Origin of the sequence: Terriglobus sp. TAA 43 (assembly GCF_000800015.1) — a bacterium.
Classification (GTDB): domain Bacteria; phylum Acidobacteriota; class Terriglobia; order Terriglobales; family Acidobacteriaceae; genus Terriglobus.
Map to the genome: position 1 here is coordinate 3,399,508 of NZ_JUGR01000001.1, position 24,763 is coordinate 3,424,270.

Consider the following 24,763-nt stretch of genomic DNA (forward strand, 5'->3'; position numbering starts at 1 on the left):
TTAGCGCTCACGGGTGCCTGGCGTTAATTCTCACGAAACCTTCTGTCAGGGTTGTCCGTCATTCCTTATAGTCAAAGAGAGTGTGCCGGATTCCCGTGCACGCCGGTGACACACCTCATCTGAAAAAATCAGGACGGTTCTACGCAAACGTATGTCGCTTACTGCCAGCGAGCACCCAGTCTCTTCTTCGAATCCGGCGCTGCCGGTTCACGCTTCGCCTTCTTCGACCGGTCTCGCCAATGATGCGTCTCAGCATCCGGAGGAGCCGAAGAAGGGCGGTTCGTGGCTGCGCGTCCTGATTATCATCCTATTGGTGGGTGGCGCGATTGGCTTTGTTGTATACCGCATCGTGACCAACAAGCCGAAGGAGACAGCCGGACCGGGCGGTCGCCGTGGTGGCGGCGCAGGGCAGATCGTGCCTGTGGCATATGACGTTGCCACGTTGAAGACAATGCCAATTTCGCTGCAGGCGCTTGGCACCGTGACGGCATACAACACCGTGACGCTGCGCAGCCGTGTGGATGGCCAGATCACCCGCGTGAACTTCACCGAAGGTCAGCGTGTGAAGCAGGGGCAGTTGTTGATCGAGATCGATCCTCGTCCCTATGAAGCAGCATTGGCGCAGGCAAAGGGTAACCTGGTGCGCGATCAGGCAAATGCCGTGTACGCACAGGCGCAGGCGCAGCGCTATACCCAGCTGTATCAGGCTGGTGTGGTCAGCAAGGAAAGCACGCAGACGCAGGAATCGACCGCAGGGCAGGCCGTGGGTACTCTGGCCGCCGATAAGGCTGCCATTGAAGCTGCGCAGGTCAATCTCAACTACACACGCATCACGTCACCAATTAATGGTGTGGTGGGTCTGCGTCAGGTGGACGTGGGCAACATCGTATCGGCATCGTCGACGACCGGGCTGGTGGTGATTACGCAGGTGCAGCCGATTTCCGTGATTTTCACGCTGCCGGAAGACCAGATTCCGCAGGTGTTTTCTCACATGCGCGGTGGTCAGAAGCTGGTGGCTGAGGCGTGGGATCGCTCCAACTCGCAGAAGCTGGCGACTGGTTCGCTGCTGACAGTGGACAACCAGATCGATACGACGACCGGGACAGCGAAGCTGAAGGCAGTCTTCCAGAATGAAGGCAATGAGCTGTATCCGAACCAGTTCGTAAACATTCACCTGATTCTGGAGAATCGTCCCAATTCGCTGGTAATTCCAGCTGCGGCGATTCAGACAGGTAATGGTGGCACGTTTGTTTACGCGATTGATCGCACCAAGGGACAGGCCAACCCGGTTGCCGGTGGCGGTGCTGGTGGTGGCGCGGGACGTGGTGGACGTAACGGCGGCGGCAATGCCAATGGTGGTGGCGCGAATGCACCCGCAGGTGGCGCCAATACCGCAGCCGGTCCGGGATCGCCAGACGCGAATGCGTCGGGTGGCGCGGGCGGACAGCGGGCTGGCCAGGCAGGCGGTGGTGCTCGTCCAAGCAACCAGAACTTCCCTGTGGATGTGGTCCAGGTTGTTGTGGACAGCACGCAGGGTACGAACGTGATTTTGCGTAGCGGCCTGAAGGCGGGCGCTCAGGTGGTTACGGATGGCCAGGAAAAACTGCAGCCAGGTAGCCGTGTGATCCCGCGTCCTTCAGACGATATGCAGGCGGCACGCAAGGCAGCCCAAAATGCAGATGCCCAGAAGAGCAATCCGAATCCGGGCAAGGGCGATTTCAGCAACGGCCGTGATTCCGACGTTTCTCCGGCCATGGCGCCGGGTCGCGGTCGTGGCCAGGCAGCCGGTAGCACGGATAGCAGCGGGCTTGGCACGAGCCACGGTCCGAACCAGAACCGTGAAGGCGCGAATGGCCAAATGGGCGGCCAGGGTTCGGGTCGTCGTCGCCCGCAGCAGTAGATTTCCCGGCAGCGATGCCGGTCACTCAGCGGCAATGCTGCTGACAACTGATGTTCCAGGCCGGAACGGGATGCTTAACGCCCCGTCCCGGCCTGTTTACCCTTTCCGGAGCCTCCGCGCATGAGTCCGTCCCGGCCATTTATTCTTCGTCCGGTTGCCACAGTTCTATTGATGGTTGCCGTTTTGCTGGCGGGTGGCGTTGCCTACACGCAGCTTCCGGTTTCGGCCCTTCCGCAGGTCGATTACCCGACGATCCAGGTGCAGACCTACTATCCCGGCGCATCGCCGACGGTGATGACCTCTGCCGTTACGGGTGCGCTGGAACGCCAGTTCGGCCAGATTCCGGGTCTGACGCAGATGACGTCCACGTCGTCCGGCGGCGGATCGATCATTACGCTGCAGTTCAATCTTGCGGAATCCATCGACGTGGCGCAGCAGGATGTACAGGCGGCGATTAACGCTGCCAGCAGCTACCTTCCCAAGGACCTGCCGAATCCCCCGATCTACAACAAGGTGAACCCGGCCGACGCGCCGATTCTGACGCTGGCTTTGACGTCGCAAACCCTGCCGCTAACGAAGGTGGAAGATCTGGCCGACACGATTCTGGCCAACAAGATTTCCCAGCTCTCTGGCGTCGGTCTGGTTTCGATTGCGGGCGGACAGAAGCCCGGTGTTCGTATCCAGGCGAATCCGACGGCGCTAGCTGGTTACGGCATGTCGCTGGAAGACCTGCGTACGGCGCTGGCTGCAGCGAACGTGGATCAGGCGAAGGGCAACCTGAACGGCCGTCTGCAGAGCTACACGATCGGCGCGAATGACCAGTTGCTGTCCGCGAGGGACTATCAGGACGTCATCGTGGCGTATCGCAACGGATCACCGGTTCGCATGAGCGACGTGGCAAATTCCGTCGACGGTGCGGAAAACGCATTCCAGGCCGCATGGATGGGACGTCGTGATGAGGACGGCAATCCGAATACACAGCCTGCCGTCATCATCAACATTCAGCGTCAGCCGGGCGCGAACATCATCGGCGTAGTGGATCGCATTGAGGCGCTGCTGCCGAAGTTGCAGGCGACACTTCCGGGATCGGTAAAGCTGGAGACGTTGACCGATCGTACCGGTTCGATTCGTGCTTCCGTTGCGGACGTGAAGTTCGAACTGGTGCTGACCATCGGCCTGGTCGTCTTCGTTATCTTCCTGTTCCTGCGTTCGTGGCGCGCGACGATTATTCCCGCTGTCGCGGTGCCGCTGTCCATTGTGGGCACGTTCGCGGTGATGTACCTGCTGGGCTATTCGCTGAATAACCTTTCACTGATGGCGCTGACGATTTCGACCGGTTTCGTGGTGGATGACGCCATCGTGATGGTCGAAAACATCGACCGCTATCTCGAAGAGGGACATTCACCACTGGAAGCGGCGCTGATGGGATCGGAGCAGATCGGCTTCACGATTCTGTCGCTGACCATTTCACTGATCGCTGTGCTGATTCCGCTACTGTTCATGGGCGATATCGTGGGACGACTGTTCCGCGAATTTGCCGTGACACTGTCGGTGACGATTCTTGTGTCTGCCGTGGTTTCGCTGACGTTGACGCCGATGATGGCGGCAAAGCTGCTGAAGCACACTCCGGAACACGAGAAGGGTAAGTTCTACAAGGTCAGCGAAGACTTCTTCAACTGGGTCATCGCTCGTTACGCTACCGGTGTGCGCTGGGTGCTGCGTCATCAGACACTCACCTTGCTGGTGACCGCAGCTACCTTTGTTCTGACCCTGCTGATGTACATGTGGGTGCCGAAGGGCTTCTTCCCTGTGCAGGATACGGGTGTGATCCTGGCGATTACGGATGCGCCACAGGACATCAGCTTTGGCGCAATGAGCCAACGTCAGCAGGCTTTGGCGAACGCCATCCTGAAGGATCCGGATGTGGATTCGCTTTCATCCTTCATCGGCATTGATGCGACGAATCAGACCCTGAACTCTGGCCGTATTCAGATCAACCTGAAAGATCGTGAAGAGCGAAAGATGAGCGCTTCCGACATCATTCGTCGCATGCAGCCGAACCTGGACAAGGTGGAAGGTATCAAGGCGTACATGCAGCCGTTGCAGGATCTGACGGTGGAAAACCGCACGGCGCGTACGCAGTACCAGTACTCCGTGGAAGATGCAAACAGCGATGAGTTGGTGCTGTGGACGAATCGCATTGTGGAGAAGTTCAAGACGCTGCCCGCGTTGGCAGATGTCGCTTCCGATCAGACGACGGAAGGTCTGGAAGCTTCGCTGGTGATTGATCGCGATACCGCATCGCGACTGGGCATTACGCCGCAGAACATTGATGACACGCTGTACGACGCGTTCGGTCAGCGCCAGGTGTCGACGATGTTTACGCAGCAGAATCAGTACCACGTGATTCTGGAAGTGGCGCCGCAGTATCAGAAGAGCCCGAAGGCGCTGGATAGCATTTATGTGAAGTCGTCCAGCGGAACGCAGGTTCCTTTGTCGGCCTTCACGCACTTTGAGCAGAAGAAGGTCACGCTGGCTATTTCGCACGAAGGACAGTTCCCGTCAGTGAACATTTCGTTCAACCTGGCGCCGGGATATTCGATCGGCGACGCAGTTTCGCAGGTGCGCAAGGCGGAAAAAGAGCTGAACATGCCGCTGAGTGTGAATGCGAACTTCCAGGGAACTGCCGCTTCGTTTGAGGCTTCGTTGTCGAATGAGCCCATCCTGATTCTGGCTGCGTTGATCACGGTGTACATCGTTCTGGGTGTTCTGTACGAAAGCTACATTCACCCCATCACGATTCTTTCCACCCTGCCGTCCGCGGGTGTGGGCGCCATCCTGGCGTTGTTTATTACCGGGACAAACCTTTCGGTGATCGCGTTGATCGGCATCATTCTTCTGATCGGCATTGTGAAGAAGAACGCCATCATGATGATTGACTTCGCGCTGGAAGCTGAGCGTGAAGGCGGCAAGTCGCCGGAAGAGTCGATTTATCAGGCGTGTTTGCTGCGTTTCCGCCCCATCATGATGACGACGATGGCCGCGTTGCTGGGTGGTGTACCGCTGGCTTTGGGCACGGGCACCGGATCAGAACTGCGTCGTCCGCTGGGTATCACGATCATCGGCGGCCTGATTGTTTCGCAGGTCCTGACGCTGTATACGACGCCGGTGGTGTACCTGTTCTTTGACCGCATTGGACGCAAGTATCTGGGAACGGAAGAAGGCGACCGTGAACGTCTGAAGCATCTGCATGAGGACGAACCGCAGTATGCGACCGGAGATTAACAGCGCACCCTCGACTGTGCCAACGACTGGTTTTTCCTGTCCAACACAAGGACCGATGCAATGAATACAGCACCCGAACCCGGCGATAAGACACCCACGGAGCACGTGCGTCCGGGGGATCGCGCCCGTCTGGATGACCGCTTTGTGCGTGGTGGGGACCACTCTCCGCATGAGCACGCAACGGCAGCTGAAGAACGCCGAAACGCAGGTTCTGCTGAAGGCGAGTCCGACCCGCTCGGTAGTATTGCGGGCGTCCATTTTTCCAAACCGTTTATTCAGCGTCCGATTGCTACGTTCCTGCTTTCGTTCGCCATCATCCTTGCCGGAGCAGTGGCATACAAGATGTTGGCGGTTTCCTCGCTGCCGAATGTAGAGTTCCCGGTTATTAGCGTGGGCGCCAGCGTTCCGGGTGGTGATCCGGAGACGATGGCATCGTCGGTCGCAACGCCGTTGGAACGCCAGTTCTCGCGTATCGCGGGCATCAACCAGATGACGTCGACGTCGTCGCAGGGATCTGCAAACATCACGATGCAGTTCGACCTGAACCGCGATATCAACGGTGCAGCGCGTGATGTGCAGGCTGCTATCAGCGCGGCGCGAGCGCAGTTGCCGGCGAACATGCCGCAGAATCCGAGCTATCGCAAGATCAATCCTTCGGAAGCGCCGATTCTGATTCTGGCGATGACCAGCGACACGCTGACCGTGCCGCAGATTTACGATGCAGCGGACTCCATCCTGGCGCAGAAGATCGCCGCTATTCAAGGCGTGGGTCAGACGTTTGTGGGCGGTTCCGCAAAACCGGGCGTACGCGTGGAAGCGAACCCGAACCAGCTCACGTCGTACAACCTGTCCCTGCTGCAGCTGGCGGCGGGCATTCAGACGATCAATGTCCTGGAGCCGACTGGATATCTGAACGGTGATGACCAGCGTTGGTCCGTTTCAACGACGGATCAACTCTTTGGCGCGAATGCGTATCGTCCTCGCATCGTGGCGGTCACCGGCGGTTCGGTTACAAATGCGACGGCGAACAATGGTCTGCAATCGAATGTGGCCAGCGCGATCAGCAGCGCCAATACCGCGAGCGTGGTGGGCGCGAACGCGAACATCAATAGCGGCGCTGGCTATGCCTCTGCGGCTGTTAGCAACTTCACTTCGAATCAGACTGCGCCGACTCCTTCAAAGGGCGTGGGTATTGTCCGCATTGGTGACGTGGCAGAGGTGGTGGATTCCGTTGAGAACAACCTGACTTATGGTCAGTTCAACGGCAAACCGGCCATCCTGCTGACGGTATTCAAGTCACCGGGCGCGAACGTGATTGAGACGGTGGATCGCGTGCTGGCGCAGCTTCCGTTGCTGCAGGCGTCGATCAATCCGGCGATCAAGCTTCAGGTTTCGTTGGACCGTACGCAGACAGTGCGTGCGTCAGTGAAAGACATTACCCAGACGATGATCCTGACCATCGTGCTGGTGGTGTTGGTCGTCTTCGCGTTCCTGCGCGAAGTGCGTTCCACTCTGATTCCATCGGTGTCCGTGCCACTGTCGATCCTTGGCACGTTCGGCATCATGTATCTGCTCGGTTACACGCTGGATAACCTGTCGCTGATGGCTCTGACCATTTCGACGGGCTTCATCGTGGACGATGCGATCGTGGTGATCGAGAACATCTCGCGCCATCTGGAAGAGGGGCTTGATCCGTATCACGCGGCGATGGTGGGTTCGAAGGAAATCGGATTCACCGTGTTGTCCATGAGCATTTCGCTCATCGCTGTGTTTATCCCGATTCTGCTGATGGGTGGCATTGTGGGCCGCCTGTTCCGCGAATTTGCCGTCACGTTGTCGGTTGCCATTTTGATGTCGTTGGTGGTTTCGCTGACGACGACGCCGATGTTGTCAGCGAAGTTCCTTGAGCCACACAGCGCGCGGAAGCATGGCAAGCTGTATCTGTGGAGCGAGAAGTTCTTTATCTGGCTTCGCGAGGAATACGAGCACGGCTTGAGCTGGGTGCTGCGGCATCAGCTGCCCGTGCTGATTATCTGGCTTGTTACGTTTGGCTTGAACATCTATCTTTTCGCGATTGTTCCGAAAGGGTTCTTCCCGCAGCAGGATACGGGGCGTCTGGGTGGTCGTATCCAGGGGCAACAAGATGTGTCGTTTGGTGTGATGAAGCAGAAGATCATCGACATGGCGACCATCATGAAGCAGGATCCTGACATTGAAAACGTGATGGCGTTTGTCGGCGGCGGTGGACCTGGTGGTGGCGCTTCGAACCAGGGCAATCTGTTTGTTTCTCTGAAGGCGTTGAATGAGCGCAAGGATAAGTCGAATGCAGATGAGATCATCAATCGTCTGCGTCCGAAATTGTCGCGAACGCCGGGCGTGATAGCGTACCTGCAATCGCAGCAGGAGCTGAATATTGGTGGTCGCCAGTCGGCGACACAGTATCAGTACACGCTGTCTGCGGATTCCGTCTCTGATCTGAATCACTGGGCGCCGTTGATGATGGCGCAGATGATGAAGACGCCGCAGCTTCGCGATGTGGCGACCGATCAGCAGGACCATGGACTGGAAGCGAAGCTGGTGATCGATCGAGATACGGCATCGCGACTCGGCATTAGCGCGTTGACGGTGGATCAGACACTGAATGCCGCGTTTGGCCAGCGGCAGGTTTCCACTACCTATAAGCCGTTGAACCAATATCACGTGGTAATGGAAGTGGCGCCGCAATGGCAGGCCACCCCGGAACAGTTGCGCGAGATTTTTGTGAAGACCAGCAATGGAACGCAGGTTCCGCTGTCGGCCATTACGCACTTTGAAAATCAGCGTATTCCGTTGCAGGTGAACCACCAGGGCTTGTCGCCATCGGCAACGCTGTCGTTCAACCTGGCGCCGGGTGTGGCGTTGTCAGACGCTGCGCTTTCGATTGAGAACGCGCGTAATGCGATTGGCATGCCGGCGAACATTACTGGAGGATTCCAGGGAACGGCGGCTGCGTTCCAGGATTCGCTTTCCACGGTTCCTGTGTTGGTGCTGTTGGCTCTCACTGCGGTGTATATCGTGCTGGGCGTGTTGTATGAAAGCTTCATCCATCCACTGACGATTCTTTCCACGCTGCCTTCTGCGGGCGTGGGCGCTGTCGTGGCACTGTTGCTGACGCAGGTGGACATGTCGGTCATCGCGATGATCGGAATCTTGCTACTGATCGGCATTGTGAAGAAGAACGCGATCATGATGATCGACTTTGCGATTGTTGCCGAGCGTGAGCATGGCAAGACAGCAGAGCAGGCCATTTATGAGGCTTGCCTACTGCGTTTCCGTCCCATCATGATGACGACGATGGCTGCGCTGCTGGGCGGTGTTCCGCTGGCGTTTGGTACGGGCGTTGGTTCGGAACTGCGTCGGCCTCTGGGTATCACCATCATCGGTGGTCTGATTGTGTCGCAGTGTCTGACACTGTTCACCACGCCGGTAATTTACTTGTACTTCGACCGCTGGCGCGAGCGTGTGGAGCGCTTGAGCCGCAAGTTGACGCGCAAGAAGGTAACGCAGCCGCATGGACAGTTGGAGCCGGTTGCTGGCGATTAATCGTTCACTGTGAATAGAAACGCGAAGAGGATGCCAATCGCTGGCATCCTCTTCGCATTTGCGAACAAGTTAGTGTTCTGAACTTACTTTGTTGCGGGAGCGTCCTTCGATAAGGCGTGAAGGAGTTGTGCATCGTTCGTGTCGCCGCTCAGCTCCCAGACCATAATGCCGCCGAGATTGTTGTCGCGGGCGAAAGCAGTCTTTGCCTGCAGTGAGACGGCGTCTTCAAAGGTGAGAAAGTTGTCTCCATCGTAGATCCAGGGGGCATGCGACAGAGGATCGCGATAAAGATGCGCGCCTGGATTCTGCATGAGCGTGGCGGCGGTGGATTGATTCAGATTGCCGCGAACGGGGTCGCCTTTGCTGTTCAGTCCGTAGCTGCCTCCCTGCGCGACGTTGTGCCATTGATAGGCATAAAACGGAACGCCGAGCAGTAGCTGCTTCGCAGGTGCGCCACTGGCGAGGTACGCGTTGATGGTGGTGGTCACAGTCTCCGCTTTGGGATTGGCAGAGGCGAGTGGCGCATGGAATCCCGTATCGCGCGCCCAGGGGCCGTAGTAGTCGTAAGCCATAACGCCAATCTGATCGACACTGGCGGCGACACGTTTCCAATCGATGGGAGTGATGTGTTTCTGCGCAGCGCCGCTGGCGATGGAGAGCGTGAAGCCGCGTTGCGAAGTACCTGCACGCAGCGCCATTGATTTCAATCGGATGGTGTCCATCTGGCGGCGAAACTCTGCCATCAGTGCGTAGAAGTCGTCGGCATCATCAGCGCCGGGATATTCCCAGTCCACATCGATGCCGTCGAAGAGATGCGGCGCCTCGATGCCAGGGGCGATATGACCTTCGAGGAATCGTGCGATGCACGAATGCACAAAGGCCACGCGGTTTTCAGGCCTGGCGGCTTCGGCAAAGAGGTCGGGTCTGCCCTCGATGGAGATCAGGATGCGCAGTTTGGGATAGCGCGCTTTCAGCAGTTGCAGTTGATGGAAGTTGCCACGCAGGGGAGCATCCGGCTGATCGGCTACGCCATCAACGGAGTCTTCTGCTTTGAAGATCATCTCCGTGTCTGCCTTGGAATCGGCAAGGGCACATGCATTGTTACTAATGTTGGCCTGCGAATAGTCCAGTTGCGTAAGCGACCGTACGGCTCCGCTGTGGATGAGATCGACCGCGATATAACGGCGGTTGTAGATACCCCATTGCGGGAAATAGCCAACGATTTCGGTTCGCTGCGCCGGAAGGGTGTGTAGCGGCGCTTTCGTCACTACCGGCGTCGTTGGAGACTGCGCGGCGCAGAGAGAGGCCAGCAGGCACGTCATCGCCATGCCGTTGCAGAGTGCTGTAGGGAAACGCATCATTCTCAGGCTTAGACGCGCGTTGCGGGCGGAACGGCGCTTGTTTCTGTGTGTCGTAGATGCGAATTTGCATGTCGCTGCGCAGGGAAGCGCGGTAGAGTGAAGGGCATGATGGACAGGCGAGAGTTTCTGGAGCGGTGTGGCGCCGCGGGATTGGGGCAGACGTTGTTTCCCGGTGCGTTGTTGGGATTGATGGCGCAGAGTGCCTCTGCGCAACAGGCGGCCAAGTATGAAGCGCCCAGGATTAGTGAGAACCCTGCAATCACGCTAGAGATGCTGGCCGCGGCCGCAGCGATTGCGGGCATCACGCTGACGGATGAGCAGAAGAAGATGATGCTGGGCGACGTGATCACGCAGCTCAAGGGATTGCAGGCGATTCGCGATCTCCATCTTCCAAATTCCGTTGCGCCTGCGGATGTGTTTGATCCGCGTCCGGTGGGATTTGTGATGCCGAAAGCCGCTGCCGCCGTAGAGCAAGTCCATGAGAAGGCAGATGCAGCGTTGCTTGCGGACAAGGAGAAGTTGGCCTTCGCTTCCATCGGAGAACTGGGCGCGTTGCTGCGTGCGAAAAAGATCAGCGCAGTAGAACTGGTGAAGTTCTATTTGGAACGCTTGCGTCGGCTTGATCCGAAGCTGCATTTACTGATCACGGCGACGGACGCGCGCGCGTTGAAGCAGGCTGCCGCGCTGGATGCGGAGGCTGCGAAGGGGAAGTGGCGTGGGCCTCTGCATGGCATTCCTTGGGGCGCTAAGGATCTGCTTGCTGTGAAGGGCTATCCCACGACGTGGGGCGCAGGCGGGTTTGAGCATCAAGTCATCGACGAAGACGCCACGGTAGTGCAGCGCCTAGATGCAGCGGGCGCGGTGTTGATTGCGAAGTTGACACTGGGTGCGTTGGCGCAGGGCGATCTTTGGTTTGGTGGGAAGACACGCAACCCTTGGAATCCGAAGCAGGGATCGAGTGGATCGTCTGCGGGACCTGCTTCTGCTGTGGCTGCGGGATGCTGTGCGTTTGCGATTGGTTCGGAGACGCAGGGGTCGATCTCTTCGCCAAGTACTCGCTGCGGTACGACGGGACATCGACCCACATTTGGCTTTGTGCCGCGCACGGGCGCGATGGCGTTGAGCTGGAGCATGGATAAGCTTGGGCCAATCTGTCACAACGCCCAGGATGCTGCTCTGGTGATGGCTGCGATTGCTGGTGCGGATGAGAAGGATTTGTCTGTGCGATCGGATGTCCGGTTTATGCAAGCAGGCAGGACGGAGTTGGGTTCGTTGCGGATTGGTTATCTGGAGAGTGCATTCGCGGAGCCAACACCGCGTGCTGCGGAGAAGGACGAGACGGCGGCGCAACGGGAACAGCGCGAGCGCAACTTTGAGCGGCAGCGCTATGACAGCAAATATGATCGCGCGGCGCTGGATGTTTTGCGCGGCATGGGCATCAAGTTGATTCCGGTGAAGCTGCCTGCGCTGCCGTTTTCATCCATCAGCAAAGTGTTGGGTGTGGAGGCCGCTGCGGCGTTCGACGAGATTACGCGGAATGGTCGCGTGAATCTGTTGACGGAGCAGTCGCCCAACGATTGGCCGAACCAGTTCCGCACCGCACGCATGTATAGCGGTGTGGATTATGTGCAGGCTATGCGCGCGCGGTCGTTGATCATTGCGGAGTTGGCCAAGCTATTTGCGTCGGTGGACATTATCGTTACGCCCAGTGGCGGACCGCAACTGACGGCAACTAACCTAAGCGGGCATCCTGCAGTGATTGTCCCGAACGGCTTGCGCGATCAGGATGCACCGTTGCCTCAGGACACCACCGATGGTGGGCGTATGAATGTTGGGGGACCGGGGACGCCGGTGAGCGTCACGTTCCTTGGCCAGCTTTATGACGACGCGCGGCTGCTGGCCTTTGCGCGGATGTACCAGGAGAAGACGCGCTTCCACCTGGCACATCCTGCGTTGTAAAGGCTACGGAGCCTGGACGGCTGCGGCCATATCGCTGTGCTTTGTTTCGCGGATGGCGAGCAGGCCGATCATGGTGAGCACGGCGGATGAAGTGAGGTAGTAGCCCACGTACTTCAGTCCGTAGTGCTTCGCGAGCCACAGTGCAATGTAGGGTGCGAGCGATGCGCCCACGATGCCTGCAATGCTGAAGGCGAGAGAGCTGCCGGTGTAGCGTACAGGCGTTGGGAAGAGTTCAGAGAGGACTGTGCCAAGTGGGCCGTAGACAAGGCCCATCAGTGTGAGTCCAAGTATGAGCATCAGTTGTGCACCACCGTGCCCTGCCTGAAATAGCGGCGCGAAGGCGAAGCCATAGGCACCGATGGCGACGTTAATGGCGATCATGACAGGCTTGCGGCCTTTCTCTGCCAGTAGAGCCGCCACTGGAATGGCCAGCGCAAAGAAAAGCACGCCGACCAACTGCATCCTCAGGAAATCCGGCTTGGAGTAGCCGAGGGCGGTCGTTGCCCATGTGAGCGTGAAGACGATCATCAGATAGAAGGCGACGAACGCCGAGAGGCTGGTGAGGATGCCCGCAATGACTGTACCGAAGTGGTTCTTCAGCACGGAGAGGATGGGCACGCGCTGGGCTTCGCGGCGTGCCATGGATTCAGCGAACACGGGCGTTTCCGTGATGGTGAGTCGCACGTAGAGGCCAAGCAGTACAAGCACGCCGCTGGCGAGGAACGGCAGACGCCAGCCGAACGATAGGAACTGCGCGGGCGTGAGCCACTTCGAAAGCACCAGAAAAACGGAGCTGGAGAAGAAGAAGCCGATGGGAGCGCCAAGCTGCGGGAACATGCCATACCAGGCGCGTTTGTTCGGTGGTGCATTTTCCGTAGCAAGCAGGACAGCGCCGCCCCATTCGCCACCAAGTCCAATGCCCTGTCCAAAGCGGCACAACGCCAGCAGCAGCGATGCAAGGACACCCGCGGTCTTATACGTAGGCAGTAGCCCCACGCCCACGGTGGAGAGGCCCATGGTGGAAAGCGCGAGGACCAGCGTGGTTTTGCGTCCGATCCGGTCGCCGAAGTGGCCAAAGAGAGCCGATCCAATGGGCCGAGCAATGAAAGCGATCGCGAAGGTCGCCAGCGATTGAAGCGTCGCCGCGGTGGGATCGCCTGCCGGGAAGAACAGGAGCGGGAATACGATAACGGCCGCTGTGGCGTAGATATAGAAATCGAAAAACTCTACGGTGGTGCCTACGAGCGAGGCAAACAGCACTTGTGCGGGTGTATTGATGGGCTTGGTCGATCCGGCGCTTGTCATGGATGCATTCCATGATGCTTGCCGGAGTGTGCCGGATTCAAGTGGCAAGATAACTTACCAGTGAGTAAAGATCCGGGCAAGCAGCGGAGCCAGCAGGGCAGTCATCAAGCCGTTGACGCCAATGGCGATGCCCGCGAAGGCTGCCGGAACAGGGCCGAGCGGGATGACGCTGGCCGCTGCAATGCCGCTTCCGGCGGTCCCGGCGGCTAGTCCAGTGGCTGCCGGATGATGGACACGTAGCGTTCGCAGCAGCATGGGCAGTGCAATGGCGGTGAGGATGCCGGCAAGGATGGCGAAGACGGCTGTGAGGGACGCGCTGCCGCCGATGGTGTCCGAAACCCCCATAGCGATGGGAGTTGTGAGCGACTTCGGCAGCATGGAAAGCGCAAGAAAGCGGCTTCCTCCACAGAGACGAACCAGGGCGTAGGCGCTGACTGCTCCTGTTACGGAACCGGCGAAGAGAGCGGCGAGCGTGGGCAGAAGGCCGCGTCGCAGATGCTCCAGCGATTGCACCACGGGAATGGCGAGCGCCACGGTGGCCGGTCCAAGCAGGAAGTGCAGTAGCTGCACGGCGGAGAAGTATTGCGCATAAGAGATGTGCAGCAGCCAGAGCGAAGTGCCGACCAGCACGATGCCGATGAGCGTCGGGTTGGCCAATGGGGATCGTGTGCGGCGCTGCAACCATGCGCCTGCCAGATAAAACAAAATCGTCAGTGGGAGCCACAGCAGTGGTTCAGTGCGCAGTGTCATCGTTGCTCCGACGTGATGGCGACGCGTTGGCCGCGACGTAGCAGCCATTGCATGACGAGTGCTGTCGCCGCCACAGTCAACGCGGTGGAGAGCAAAAGCGCCACGGTAATGGGTAGCCATGCAGAGCGCAACAGACCGAGGTTCGCCACGACGCCCGCGCCAGCAGGGATGAATAGCAAGCCGAGCCAGCGCAATAGACCGTTGGAGGTTTGCACCAGCGCTGCGTCTGGTTCGCGTTTGCGAAGCAGCAGGATGACTGCAAGCAACGCCATGCCCAGCACGGCGCCGGGCAGCGGCAGATGCAGCGCGCGGTGCAACGCCTCGCCTGCCAGTTGCGCGGCGAGCAGTATCAGGAAGGATCGAAGCGTTGCCATACGCACACCAGCGTAGCGCGTTTGATAGCATCCGCACTATGAGTACTCCGCTACTGGTTGCCGAAGGGCTTGTGAAGGAATACGGCAACAGCCGCGTGGTCAGCGGTGTTTCGCTTTCCATTGCGCGGGGAGAGATCCTAGGGCTGGTGGGCGAGAGCGGCAGCGGTAAGAGCACTGTGGCGCGCATGGTGCTGCGGTTGATTGAACCAACGCAGGGCACGGTTCATTTTGATGGGATGGATGTACTGAAGGCTGGTCGCAGCGAGATGAAGGCGCTGCGGCGCCGAATGGGCGTGGTGTTTCAGGACCCCTTTGCTGCTCTTGATCCGCGTATGCGGGTACGCGACATCCTTGCGGAGCCATTTGCCATTCACGGCGAACAGACGCTGCAGGGGCGGTCAATGGAAGAAACATTGACCGCCATGCTGTGCGAGGTGGGATTGGATGCTTCCGCGCTGGATCGGTATCCGCATGCGTTCAGCGGAGGTCAGCGGCAGCGCATCAACATTGCGCGTGCGCTGGCGTTGCGGCCGGAGTTCCTGGTACTGGATGAGCCGGTGAGCGCACTGGATGTGTCGGTGGGTGCGCAGGTGATTAATCTGTTGCGTGATTTGCAGAAGACGCGAGGATTGACGTGCTTATTCATTTCGCATTCCATGCCGTTGGTGCGGTATTTGTGCGACCGCGTGGCAGTGATGCGTCGCGGTGAACTGGTTGAAGCGGGCGATGCGGTCAGCATCTGCGAACATCCTCGCGAAGCGTACACGCAGGCCTTGATCGCGGCGACCCCAGAGTTTGCCGGGCTCTAAACCACTTCTCTGTGGACGACAGTCTGACGGCTTCTCGCATCTGAACAACGCAGGAACTCGAATCCCCACGGACCTCTGCGTCCGTTTCATGCCCCACGGCATACGAGGAACCTGCAATGACGCAGCCGACCGCACACACACCCGAGAATCCGCAGCAGAGGGCAGCCGAACGCGGATGGGGCCTACATGCAATGGAGAAGAACGCATGGGCAATGGTGCAGAGTTCGCCGATCCATAGGATGTGGGATCTACGAGGCGTTCCGCTGAAAGAAGTGGCGAAGCGTACGTGGAAGGGCATTGATGACGACAACCTTTTCGGCCGTGCATCGCAGCTTGCGTATGCGTTCTTCTCTGCTATTTTTCCCGCTTTGATCGCGATTTCATCCTTGATGGGATTGATCGCGAAGTCGTCAGGGCATCTATATTTTGCGTTGTTGAACAAGCTTGGGACGTTAATCCCGCCTACCGCTTTCGCGCTGGTCACGGAGACGTTTCGTCAGACCACGAGCGCGTCTACGCCTGGGAAGGTTACGTTTGGACTTCTGTTCGCATTGTTCTCTGCAAGCGTTGGTATCTCCGCACTGCAGGACACGCTGAACTCTGTCTATCGCGTGCGGGAGTCGCGTCCTTTCTGGAAGGCTCGCGTGGAGGCGATGGGTCTCACGCTGGTTGTGGGCTCGCTGATTCTTGCTTCTGTGCTGGTTCTGTTCGGCGGTGATCTCGCTGCGAATTATCTTGCACACTTGTTTCGCGGCGCTTGGGTGCTGGCGATCATCCTGCGTGTGCTGTATTGGATTGTGGCGTCATTGCTGGTGATTCTTTCGTTTGAGGTGATGTATTACTGCTGCCCTGATGTGCAGCACCGGGTATGGCGTTGGTTTACACCCGGCGGCGTTGTTGGATTGCTCGGATGGATTGCGGGTTCGGTTGCCCTGCGTGTGTATCTGCATTACTTCAACAGTTATTCCGTTACATACGGATCGCTTGGCGCTGTCATCATCCTGTTGCTCTGGTTTTATCTGTCGGGCGTGATGATTCTGTTGGGCGGTGAAGTGAATTCAGAGATTGAACGCGCCGCGGCAGAAAAGAAGATTGCCAGTGGCGAGGTGCCGACTGCATCTGCTGTCGCGAAGGTGGAATTGAATCCGGGAAAGGCGGCAAGTTAGGCCTTGGCGATTTCCTAGCGCTTCCGCCGGAGTAGACTCATTCGCACATGAGTCTTTATGGAATTGTGATTGGGCTGATCGTGGTGACGCTGCTTGCAGTGTCGCTCTCACGCGTTCGGCAGGTGCGTACGAAAGCGGATTACCTGGTGGCTGGGCGGACATTGCCTGCGGCTGTGCTGGTGTTCACGCTGCTCTCAAGCTGGATTGGTTCAGGGTCGCTGCTGGGTGGCGCGGAGAATGCGTATCGCCATGGCTTTGCAGCGCTGTGGCAGGGTGGCGGCGGCTGGGCCGGCCTGGCGCTGATCTTCTTCATCGCACCACGCGCGCGTAAGTTTGCAAAGTTCACGATTCCGGATTTGCTTGAGGCTCGTTATAACCAAACGGCGCGTGTGCTTGGTGTGATTGCAGTACTGTTCACTTATACGGCAATCACCAGCTATCAGTTGATCGGTGGCGGCGACATTCTCCATCTCATCTTCCCGGATCGCATTAGCGCTATCGCCGGACGCTACATCATTGCGGGATTCGTCATTGTCTTCACGGCGATTGCGGGTATGGGATCTGTCGCGTACATGGATGTGGTGATTGGATCGTTGGCAACCGTAACGATCCTGTTGTCGCTGCCCATCCTGATTCATCTGACGGGCGGATGGCATGCAGTGCATGCCGCGCTTCCTGCAACGCACTTCATGGTACTGGGTGACATTACACCGGTGCAGGCAGCAGAGTTGTTTCTGCCTACGTGTTTGCTCATGCTGGGCAATCAGTCTATGTATCAGAAGTTTTTTTCTGCGAAGAGTGAGCGCGATGCGCGCAATGCCGTAGTGGGCTGGGTGATTGGCACGGTAGTCCTGGAGACGGCGATTGTAGCGCTGGCGCTGGTGGGATCTGCGATGTTCCCCACGGGCGAAGTGAGCCAGCATCCGCGCGAGATCCTTGCTTATCTTGCGATGAACGGACTGCGCGGGAATGCGATGGTGGAGTTCCTGGGTGCGCTGATGATGGGCGCGATCTTTGCGAAGATCATCTCGACGGCAAACAACTACCTCTTTAGCCCGGCAACGAATCTTGTGAACGATGTGTTTGTTCGCTATCTGCGCCCGACAGCGGGCGATCAGGAAGTGCTGCTGGTGTCGCGCTTGATGGTGGTGTTGCTGGGAGTGTGGGCACTCTGGCAATCGCTCGGCACGGAGAGCGTGCTGAAAAAGAGTCTCTATGCGTACACGATTTATTCTGCCGCACTGACACCGGTGATCCTGGCAGCGTTCTTCTGGAAGCGTGCTACGGCCGCGGCCGCGGTGACTTCGATTGCGCTGGGAACCGTGGTGACGGTGGGCTGGGATAGTGCGTGGGTACATCGTGTATTTCCTGCTGCGATTGCAGAGCGCGATGCAATTCTTCCGGCGCTTTTGGTCAGTCTATTGGCGTTGTTTGCAGTGAGCCTGATGACGCCGAAGCCAACGGAGGAGCAGTTGCAGCCGTTCCAGGTGTGACGGGCTGAAGTTTGCGCCGCAGTGTGTCGATAAAGGACACATGCGATGCTTTCATTTGAATTTGCACGGCAGGGCTCTGATCGTGGCAGGGGTATGGATGACGCTTGCGGTGTCAATGCGTGCGCAACAGAGCCTTGCGGATATGTCGCGTTCCGCAGCGATGATGAACAGTGTCATGCCGGTAGGGGATACGGATGGCTTGCCTTCGCCGCCGTCGACACTGGAAGATGCACTGCATTCCCTCTACACAAGTGCAGATGTGATCTTTACCGGCGAAGTCACTGCGGTGGAACGCAATGACGAGATTGTCACTGTGCGCTTTCAGGTGATAGAGGGCATCCGTGGCGTGAGCGATGGCGCGACGTATGTGTTGCGCGAGTGGGCCGGGCTTTGGGTGGATGAGCCTTCGCGTTACGTCGTGAAAGAGCAACGGTTGATGCTGTTGCGCGCAAATTCGGCGTGCGGTTACGCTTCGCCTGCAGGGGGCGTGGGTGCCTTTGTCATGCACGGTGACAGCGTGCAGGGAAGCGTTGATCTGCGATGGCTGGCCGTGCAGGTTGCAGCTCCCGCTCACAACACTGTGCAACCCGCAGCCCAGACGTTCGCAGCAGTTGAACCGACCGCAAAAAGCGACATTTCGCAGATGGATCGCGCGGTGGTGACTTCCATGTTGCGTGCGTGGCGTCGGCTGGAGGTCGCACAGTGAAGCGAGCAACGCTCTTCATCCTATTCTTCTGTGCGAATGTCTTACACGCGTCCAATCCGCGATGGGTCGCAGGATCGCAGTGGACGAATGTGGGCAAGGTCATGAACTGGTATCGCAACGATGTGCAGTACTTCGTTGATGCCGGACCATTGAGCTCTGCCGTGAATCATGCTGCTGCCGTGTCGCTGGTGGATGCCGCCGCATCTGTGTGGAACCTCAGCGGATTGCCGTTCACGCTGAAGAATGGCGGCGCGCTTGCTGAGGATGTTAATTCGACCAATGTATACATGGGTTCCAGTGGCCCCATCTGGCCTACGGACGTTTCCAGCAGCAATTACACCTCGAAACAGATTGCCATAGTGCTGGATGCGGACGGTTCCATTACGGACGCTCTCCTTGGTTCTGGAGCGAGTGATCCTGCCAGTTGTCGTACGAATGGTGTGACAGAACTGGTGGACTTATTCATTCAGCCGGGAAAGATTGCACATGCACGGATTGTGGTGAATGGTCGATGCAGCGGGGCGGCGGCGGAGCAACAGCTGCAGCTTCAATATCAACTGATGCGTGCGTTTGGACGGGTGTTGGGGATTGGCTGGTCACAGCTGAACGACAACGTCTTTACAGGCGCACCGGCGCCGACATACGCGCAACAGATGCACTGGCCCATCATGCATCCGATCGATATCATCTGCGGGCCATACACGTATCAGTGTCTACCGCAGCCGTTCACACTGCGTGAAGATGACATTGCGGCCATGTGGTTGTTGTATGCAGACAGCACAACATCGTATGCCGCCGCCAACATGATGAACATGTATGGCAATTTCCTGGCCCCCGGTTCGCGCCCATTAGGCGGAGTGAACCTCACCGTTACGCGCTTCCAGCGATGGGGAAGCTATGGCGTGGATGCCTTTCAGTCTGTCTCCAATGTCACAGGTTTCAACATGTCGTTCGACCGGGGCAATCCAGTCACGGGGGCTTCCGGGGACACGCAGGGGATTCATGGTCCAATCCTGGGCGATGTTGGATCGTCATTCAATTTTGGTGCCATTCCGCTTAGTACAGGTACTTACGTGACGATCGCCTCCGAGGCTGTGAACCCGCTTTACAAAGGGGCGTATGCCGTAGGGCCCTACCAGATGGGAGATCCAACGCCTTCTGGATCTGCCGTCTCCCTTAGTTACGGAGGCTTTGCGCCAGGCTCCAATTCGTTCATTTCCTACATAGTTCCTGATGCGGCGTCGGACTGCTCCACTGCAAAGGATGGGACAGAGAGCGCACCAGGTACTGTTCCATTGGATGGCACATGGTCTTCGCGACTCTGTGGTGTTGGTCACACGTCATGGATGGGGTTTGCGGTGAAAGCGGGGCGGTCCGCAACGGTGGAGGTGACGGCCACCGATGAAAATGGCAACGCGACCAGCACAAAGGCTATGCCGTTGATAGGAATATGGCATGGATTGGATGTGACGGGTACACAGCCGGGACTTGCTGCGCAGACGGTTGCCTTCAATGGAGCACGTCCTGGGATGTCGCAGTTGCGCGCATCGTTTGCTGCAACGGAAAACGTTCGCTTGGCGATTGCTGACGCGCGTGGTGATGGTCGCGCGGATTACACCTTTCGAGCTCGCGTTCTTTACGCCGATACAGTATCACCAGTGCGGCTTTCGTCTTCGGGTGGAACAGTTGTTGTCACCGGAACGGGTTTCGCGCCGGGCAACACGGTCACTGTTGGCGGTGTGGCTGCAAGTGTTGTCAGCCTTTCCGCTACTTCCATTCGAGTCATCGCCCCGGCTCTTGGCTCCACTGGCGCGAAGAATGTTACGGTCACCGATCTCGCTACAGGTGGATCTACGACGATTACGGGCGCGATCACTTACGGCGGCGCTCCGTCTGATGTCCTTGCAATGACTTCGCAGCCCGCGGCTTCGGTCGCAGTGGGTACGCCCAGCTTGCTTGCGTTGCAATTGAACGACGCGAATGGCGCTGCAGTTCGCAACGGGCAGATCACGGTTTCCGCGTCTACGGGAAGCATCGTCAGTGCCTGCAATCTTGCGCAATGCACATTGGTGACGGACGCCAGCGGCACAGCTCAGACGTACGTTACACCGAGTGCTACCGGTGCAATCACGGTGAATGCTGTGTCTTCGGGAGGCTCCACGGTTCAGGCCTCGTTTACGGCGACGGCGGTGGCACGCGTCGTTACATTGCTGCGTCCTACCGAATACGTTGCCTCAGGTTCCGGCGCCGTCTTCACTCCTGCTGTCGATGTTACGGAGAACGGCGCGGCGGCCGCAGGTACATCGGTGGTGTGGACCGCGTCCACATTGCGTGCTGGACTGTCCTCGTCTGCATCCGCGGTCGGCGCAGGAGGGCTTTCCAGTATCGCCGCGAACGGATCTCTACGCGATGGCGAGACCGCAACGGTGCAGGCATGCGCGTGGAGCACGGTGTGCAGTACGCAGAATCTGATTGGAGTTGCTGCTGCCAATCTGCGTGCAGCGGTGGTCAGCGGCGATGCGCAGAGTGGGGCTGCAACGGATTCCCTGGGCAACGTGGCGCTTCGCGTGTTGGATACATCCGGTAATCCTGTTGCCGGTGCTACCGTTGCCGTGTATCAAGCTGTATCGGGATGGCAGCCTGCCTGCACCAGTGGCAGATGCCCTACCGCTCCGGTCTACGGCACAACCACGTCCAATGTCATCAGCGATGATGACGGAATGGTGACAGTGTCGCCACTGCAATATGCAAATACCGCCGCCGTTACAAAGATCACAGCATCTGTCGGGACACAGGGGGCCGTTACGGTTACGCTGTTGAAGATGCCCTGACCCCTCGGTAGCGACCAAGGCAGGTCCTCGTGCATCTGACAGGGTGACCAGCAAAAGGAGCGACCTGAATGCCAACAGGTGGTGTACGCAAGCGGGTATTAATTGTGGGTGGCGGCTTTGCCGGATTAAAGGCCGCGGAAGCATTGAAGGACGCGGACGTCAGCGTCACGCTGGTGGATCGTCGCAATCACCACACGTTTCAGCCACTGCTTTATCAGGTGGCACTTGCAGTGCTGTCGCCCAATGAGATTGCGCAGCCCATTCGCGCAATTCTTCGTGCCCCCAATACACAGGTTCTGATGGATGAAGTTGTGGGCTTCGATGTGGCTGCGCAGCGAGTCACCTTGAAGAGCGGTGTGATGCTGGAGTATGACTACCTGATCCTGGCCACAGGCTCAACACATTCCTACTTTGGCCGCGAGGACTGGGCTCCCCTGGCGCCGGGATTGAAGACGCTTGAAGATGCTGTGGAGATTCGTCGCCGCGTTCTGCTTGCCTTTGAACTTGCCGAAGGCGAGATGCAGGAGACGGGACGTCATCCGGCGTTGAACTTCGTCGTCATCGGTGGTGGGCCTACGGGTGTGGAGCTTGCAGGCGCTATCTCCGATATCGCGAAACTATATATCCGTCGCGATTTCAAACATATTGATCCGGCGAAGGCGCAGGTGGTGATCTTGGAAGGCTCGCCGCACATTCTGGGTGCATATCCTGAAGACCTGCAGAATAAGGCAGTGGAACAGCTTGCGGCGCTGGGTGTGACGGTTCGAACCAACACACGCGTGACCGATGTCAAGCCCGGCTACGTGATGGTTGGCGACGAACGGATAGACGCAGTGGTGACGGTGTGGGCGGCAGGTGTGGCGGCTTCGCCGCTGGGAGCGCTGCTGGGCGTACCGCTGGATAGACGCGGTTGCGTGATTGTGGATGGTCAGCTTCATCCAGAGGGACATCCGGAGATATTCGTCTGTGGCGATCTTGCAGCCGCCATCAGCGAAGGCAAGCCTGTTCCCGGAGTCGCTCAGCCCGCGATGCAGATGGGCGAGTATGCAGGGCGCTCTATCGCGCTGGAAGTGCGTGGCGAGCACATGAAGAAGCCATTCATCTATGCGGACAAAGGCGACATGGCCACCATTGGACGTAGCGCCGCCGTGGCGAATGTAAAGTGGCCGTTCAAGGGACACCTCAGCGGGTTTCCCGCATGGCTTACGTGGCTGGTGGTACACATCTTCTTTCTCATTGGCTTCCGCAATCGCCTCTCGGTCTTCCGCAACTGGGCCTATACGTATGCGTTCTTTGAGGAAGGTTCGCGGCTCATCGTGGGTGACCAGACCTTGCCGGGATGGGATGTGCAGGACCATCCTGAAGGCCAGCTGACCACGAAACCCATCTCTCAGTCGTAAGCGCACGTTCATAGAAGCTGCAAAAGCCCGCAATTTATGCGGGCTTTCTTGCGATCACGACTCGCAAAGGCGGAAACGTGGTGACGAAGCTGCCCCATTGTGTTGTCACGTTCAAGCCAGCATTGCGGAAGTGGTCGGCATATTCCCCGGTGAGTTTGTAGTCGCTGATGACTGCCGTGCCACCTGGTTTCAGAACGCGAATGATCTGATTGAGAGCCTGTGTGCGTGTGGGCTTGTCATAGATGTTGTGCAGGCAGAGATTTGAAACGATAACGTCGAAGCTGGCATCTGCAAACGGCATCTCCTGCGCGGGCAGGCCAACGAGCGTGCAACGATCCGCAATGCCCTCCAGTTGCAGGTTCTTCTGTGTGGCAGCTTCGGCATTGCCGCCCATGTCTTCTGTAGACCAGATATCGATGCCAGTGACGTGGCCTGTAGTGAGCCTCTTCGCAGCACCCGCAAGCAAGAGACCGCGTCCGCAGCCCACATCGAGTACTTGTTCATCCCCATGCCACATGTGTTTACTGAGCATGAAATCGCGATGCCGGAACTTGCCGTACTTCACATAGAGCAGGAAGAGCACAGCTTCGCCGATGAAAAATCCCGCGGGCCAAAGAAACGATGGCCTTGTTCGTAACGCAATCGGTCCAAGATGCAACACAGGAGGCAGTAGCAGCCCAGCCAACAGGCAGGCAAAACCAACGAGAAACAGGTTGCGCATGACGGCGGGTGCATCGACGCCGTAGTCCGTTCCGGGAGCGTGTGTTGGGGGCATCGGTTGACTCACGAATGAAGTGGTTCCGAGTCTAGCATTGCGACCAAAGCAAAGCGGGCAACCATGTTGGCTGCCCGCTCTGTATTTGGATGAAACGAAGTTTATGCGCCGACGGTTTCTGCGACCTTCACATTAACGGGCGTCAGCCAGTTGTAACGATCACTCTTGGTGCCGTTGACCAATGCGAAGAATTCATCATGCAGCTTCTTCGTCACAGGACCCATGGAGCCGTCGCCGATGAGAATGCGATCCACTGAGCGCAGGTGCGAAACCTCTGCAGCTGTGCCGGTGAAGAATGCTTCATCGCACAGGTAGAGGAGTTCGCGGGGCAGCGACTGCTCGACAACTTCAATGCCGAAGTCTTTCGCGATCTGAATGACCGACGCGCGTGTGATGCCGTTGAGTACGCTGTTCGCCAGTGGCGAGGTGAAGAGCTTGCCTTCGCGGATGAGGAACAGGTTCTCGCCCGATCCTTCCGAGAGATAACCGTTGCGATCGAGCGCGATACCTTCCACATAGCCGTTTATCTCAGCTTCCATGCGGATCAACTGGGAGTTCATGTAGTTGGCGCCGGCCTTGGCGAGCGACGGCATCGTGTTCGGCGCAAGACGGTTCCAGCTGGACACGCAGACATCCGCGCCCTGGTTTCCGGGAACATACTTGCCCCAGGGGAAGTTTGCGATGTAGATCTCAACCGGCGACTTCAGCGGGTTGACACCGATCTCACCATATCCACGGAAAGCCACAGGACGGATGTAGCAGGGAGCTACATCGTTCGCATCAACCACATCGACAACTGCCTGGCAAAGCTCATCAAGTGAGTAGGGAAGGGGCATGCGATAGATGCGCGCAGAGTCAATAAAGCGCTGCATGTGCTCACGAAGTCGGAAGATACCCGCCTTCTCGCCTTGTGTATAGGCGCGGATGCCTTCAAATACGGACGAGCCGTAATGCACCACGTGAGACATCACGTGAATGTTGGCATCGGCCCAGGGAATCAGGGTGCCGTTGTGCCAAATTTTGTCAGTTGTTTGGATGGGCATGAATCGCTCCGGCCGGAAGAGAGC

16 protein-coding genes are annotated in these 24,763 nt (G+C 58.1%); 10 read left to right on the forward strand and 6 right to left on the reverse strand.

Annotated features, from left to right (window positions below; translation table 11 throughout):
• Window positions 1-151 precede the first annotated feature (151 nt).
• The 3 genes from M504_RS21435 to M504_RS14430 all read left to right on the forward strand — a co-directional run bounded on the left by M504_RS21435 (window position 152) and on the right by M504_RS14430 (window position 8,767).
• Window positions 152-1,900, forward strand: coding sequence for an efflux RND transporter periplasmic adaptor subunit (locus M504_RS21435; RefSeq protein WP_052200747.1), 1,749 nt, complete (start codon window positions 152-154; stop codon window positions 1,898-1,900).
• A gap of 120 nt (window positions 1,901-2,020) precedes the next feature.
• A complete protein-coding gene (locus M504_RS14425) occupies window positions 2,021-5,185 on the forward strand; it encodes a multidrug efflux RND transporter permease subunit (RefSeq protein WP_047492630.1) in 3,165 nt (1,054 codons plus the stop codon).
• Between the two features lie 60 nt (window positions 5,186-5,245).
• The gene (locus M504_RS14430; protein WP_084214353.1) at window positions 5,246-8,767 is read left to right on the forward strand and encodes an efflux RND transporter permease subunit; all 3,522 of its coding nucleotides are present in this window, start codon (window positions 5,246-5,248) and stop codon (window positions 8,765-8,767) included.
• Between the two features lie 83 nt (window positions 8,768-8,850).
• On the opposite strand, the gene M504_RS14435 is transcribed toward M504_RS14430, so the two are convergent.
• The gene (locus tag M504_RS14435; protein WP_232296292.1) at window positions 8,851-10,128 is read right to left on the reverse strand and encodes a glycoside hydrolase family 18 protein; all 1,278 of its coding nucleotides are present in this window, start codon (window positions 10,126-10,128) and stop codon (window positions 8,851-8,853) included.
• Between the two features lie 105 nt (window positions 10,129-10,233).
• Between M504_RS14435 and M504_RS14440 the strand changes: the two genes are divergently transcribed.
• Window positions 10,234-12,087 carry an amidase gene (locus M504_RS14440; protein WP_047492633.1) on the forward strand — a complete coding sequence of 618 codons (1,854 nt, stop codon included), beginning with the start codon at window positions 10,234-10,236 and terminating at the stop codon, window positions 12,085-12,087.
• A 3-nt stretch (window positions 12,088-12,090) separates the two neighbouring features.
• Here the strand turns inward: M504_RS14440 and M504_RS14445 are convergent, their stop codons facing one another.
• From M504_RS14445 to M504_RS14455, 3 genes are read right to left on the reverse strand one after another with little or no spacing between them, the layout of a single operon-like run.
• Window positions 12,091-13,392 (reverse strand): MFS transporter, encoded by a 1,302-nt coding sequence (locus tag M504_RS14445; protein WP_047492636.1) that lies wholly within the window; start codon window positions 13,390-13,392, stop codon window positions 12,091-12,093.
• A gap of 54 nt (window positions 13,393-13,446) precedes the next feature.
• Entirely contained in the window at window positions 13,447-14,142 is a 696-nt protein-coding gene (locus tag M504_RS14450) for an LrgB family protein (protein ID WP_047492639.1), read from the reverse strand.
• Complete coding sequence (locus M504_RS14455) at window positions 14,139-14,516, reverse strand: CidA/LrgA family protein (protein WP_047492642.1); 378 nt, start codon at window positions 14,514-14,516, stop codon at window positions 14,139-14,141. Before M504_RS14455 ends, M504_RS14450 begins: the two co-directional genes overlap by 4 nt.
• Window positions 14,517-14,554: 38 nt before the next feature.
• On the opposite strand from M504_RS14455, the gene M504_RS14460 reads away from it, so the two are divergent.
• From M504_RS14460 to M504_RS14485, 6 genes are all read left to right on the forward strand, one after another.
• Complete coding sequence (locus tag M504_RS14460; protein WP_047492645.1) at window positions 14,555-15,325, forward strand: ATP-binding cassette domain-containing protein; 771 nt, start codon at window positions 14,555-14,557, stop codon at window positions 15,323-15,325.
• Between the two features lie 116 nt (window positions 15,326-15,441).
• Entirely contained in the window at window positions 15,442-16,491 is a 1,050-nt protein-coding gene (locus tag M504_RS14465) for a YihY/virulence factor BrkB family protein (protein ID WP_084214354.1), read from the forward strand.
• A gap of 47 nt (window positions 16,492-16,538) precedes the next feature.
• Complete coding sequence (locus M504_RS14470; RefSeq protein WP_047492648.1) at window positions 16,539-17,984, forward strand: sodium:solute symporter; 1,446 nt, start codon at window positions 16,539-16,541, stop codon at window positions 17,982-17,984.
• 97 nt (window positions 17,985-18,081) lie between these two features.
• A complete protein-coding gene (locus tag M504_RS14475; protein WP_047492650.1) occupies window positions 18,082-18,690 on the forward strand; it encodes a hypothetical protein in 609 nt (202 codons plus the stop codon).
• Entirely contained in the window at window positions 18,687-21,521 is a 2,835-nt protein-coding gene (locus tag M504_RS14480) for an IPT/TIG domain-containing protein (RefSeq protein ID WP_047492653.1), read from the forward strand. The genes M504_RS14475 and M504_RS14480 overlap by 4 nt, the downstream gene beginning before the upstream one ends.
• Window positions 21,522-21,589: 68 nt before the next feature.
• Window positions 21,590-22,921, forward strand: coding sequence for an NAD(P)/FAD-dependent oxidoreductase (locus M504_RS14485; RefSeq protein WP_047492657.1), 1,332 nt, complete (start codon window positions 21,590-21,592; stop codon window positions 22,919-22,921).
• A 34-nt stretch (window positions 22,922-22,955) separates the two neighbouring features.
• On the opposite strand, the gene M504_RS14490 is transcribed toward M504_RS14485, so the two are convergent.
• Both M504_RS14490 and M504_RS14495 read right to left on the reverse strand, forming a co-directional pair.
• The gene (locus M504_RS14490; protein WP_047492660.1) at window positions 22,956-23,696 is read right to left on the reverse strand and encodes a class I SAM-dependent methyltransferase; all 741 of its coding nucleotides are present in this window, start codon (window positions 23,694-23,696) and stop codon (window positions 22,956-22,958) included.
• Between the two features lie 101 nt (window positions 23,697-23,797).
• Window positions 23,798-24,739 carry a branched-chain amino acid transaminase gene (locus M504_RS14495; RefSeq protein ID WP_047492663.1) on the reverse strand — a complete coding sequence of 314 codons (942 nt, stop codon included), beginning with the start codon at window positions 24,737-24,739 and terminating at the stop codon, window positions 23,798-23,800.
• Between the last annotated feature and the right edge of the window lie 24 nt (window positions 24,740-24,763).

Bases quoted from the DNA above. Each gene is read 5' to 3' on its own strand.
- M504_RS21435 (WP_052200747.1), top strand. From the start codon at position 152: ATGTCGCTTACTGCCAGCGAGCACCCAGTCTCTTCTTCGAATCCGGCG.
- M504_RS14425 (WP_047492630.1), top strand. From the start codon at position 2,021: ATGAGTCCGTCCCGGCCATTTATTCTTCGTCCGGTTGCCACAGTTCTA.
- M504_RS14430 (WP_084214353.1), top strand. From the start codon at position 5,246: ATGAATACAGCACCCGAACCCGGCGATAAGACACCCACGGAGCACGTG.
- M504_RS14435 (WP_232296292.1), bottom strand. From the start codon at position 10,128: ATGATGCGTTTCCCTACAGCACTCTGCAACGGCATGGCGATGACGTGC.
- M504_RS14440 (WP_047492633.1), top strand. From the start codon at position 10,234: ATGATGGACAGGCGAGAGTTTCTGGAGCGGTGTGGCGCCGCGGGATTG.
- M504_RS14445 (WP_047492636.1), bottom strand. From the start codon at position 13,392: ATGACAAGCGCCGGATCGACCAAGCCCATCAATACACCCGCACAAGTG.
- M504_RS14450 (WP_047492639.1), bottom strand. From the start codon at position 14,142: ATGACACTGCGCACTGAACCACTGCTGTGGCTCCCACTGACGATTTTG.
- M504_RS14455 (WP_047492642.1), bottom strand. From the start codon at position 14,516: ATGGCAACGCTTCGATCCTTCCTGATACTGCTCGCCGCGCAACTGGCA.
- M504_RS14460 (WP_047492645.1), top strand. From the start codon at position 14,555: ATGAGTACTCCGCTACTGGTTGCCGAAGGGCTTGTGAAGGAATACGGC.
- M504_RS14465 (WP_084214354.1), top strand. From the start codon at position 15,442: ATGACGCAGCCGACCGCACACACACCCGAGAATCCGCAGCAGAGGGCA.
- M504_RS14470 (WP_047492648.1), top strand. From the start codon at position 16,539: ATGAGTCTTTATGGAATTGTGATTGGGCTGATCGTGGTGACGCTGCTT.
- M504_RS14475 (WP_047492650.1), top strand. From the start codon at position 18,082: ATGACGCTTGCGGTGTCAATGCGTGCGCAACAGAGCCTTGCGGATATG.
- M504_RS14485 (WP_047492657.1), top strand. From the start codon at position 21,590: ATGCCAACAGGTGGTGTACGCAAGCGGGTATTAATTGTGGGTGGCGGC.
- M504_RS14490 (WP_047492660.1), bottom strand. From the start codon at position 23,696: ATGCCCCCAACACACGCTCCCGGAACGGACTACGGCGTCGATGCACCC.
- M504_RS14495 (WP_047492663.1), bottom strand. From the start codon at position 24,739: ATGCCCATCCAAACAACTGACAAAATTTGGCACAACGGCACCCTGATT.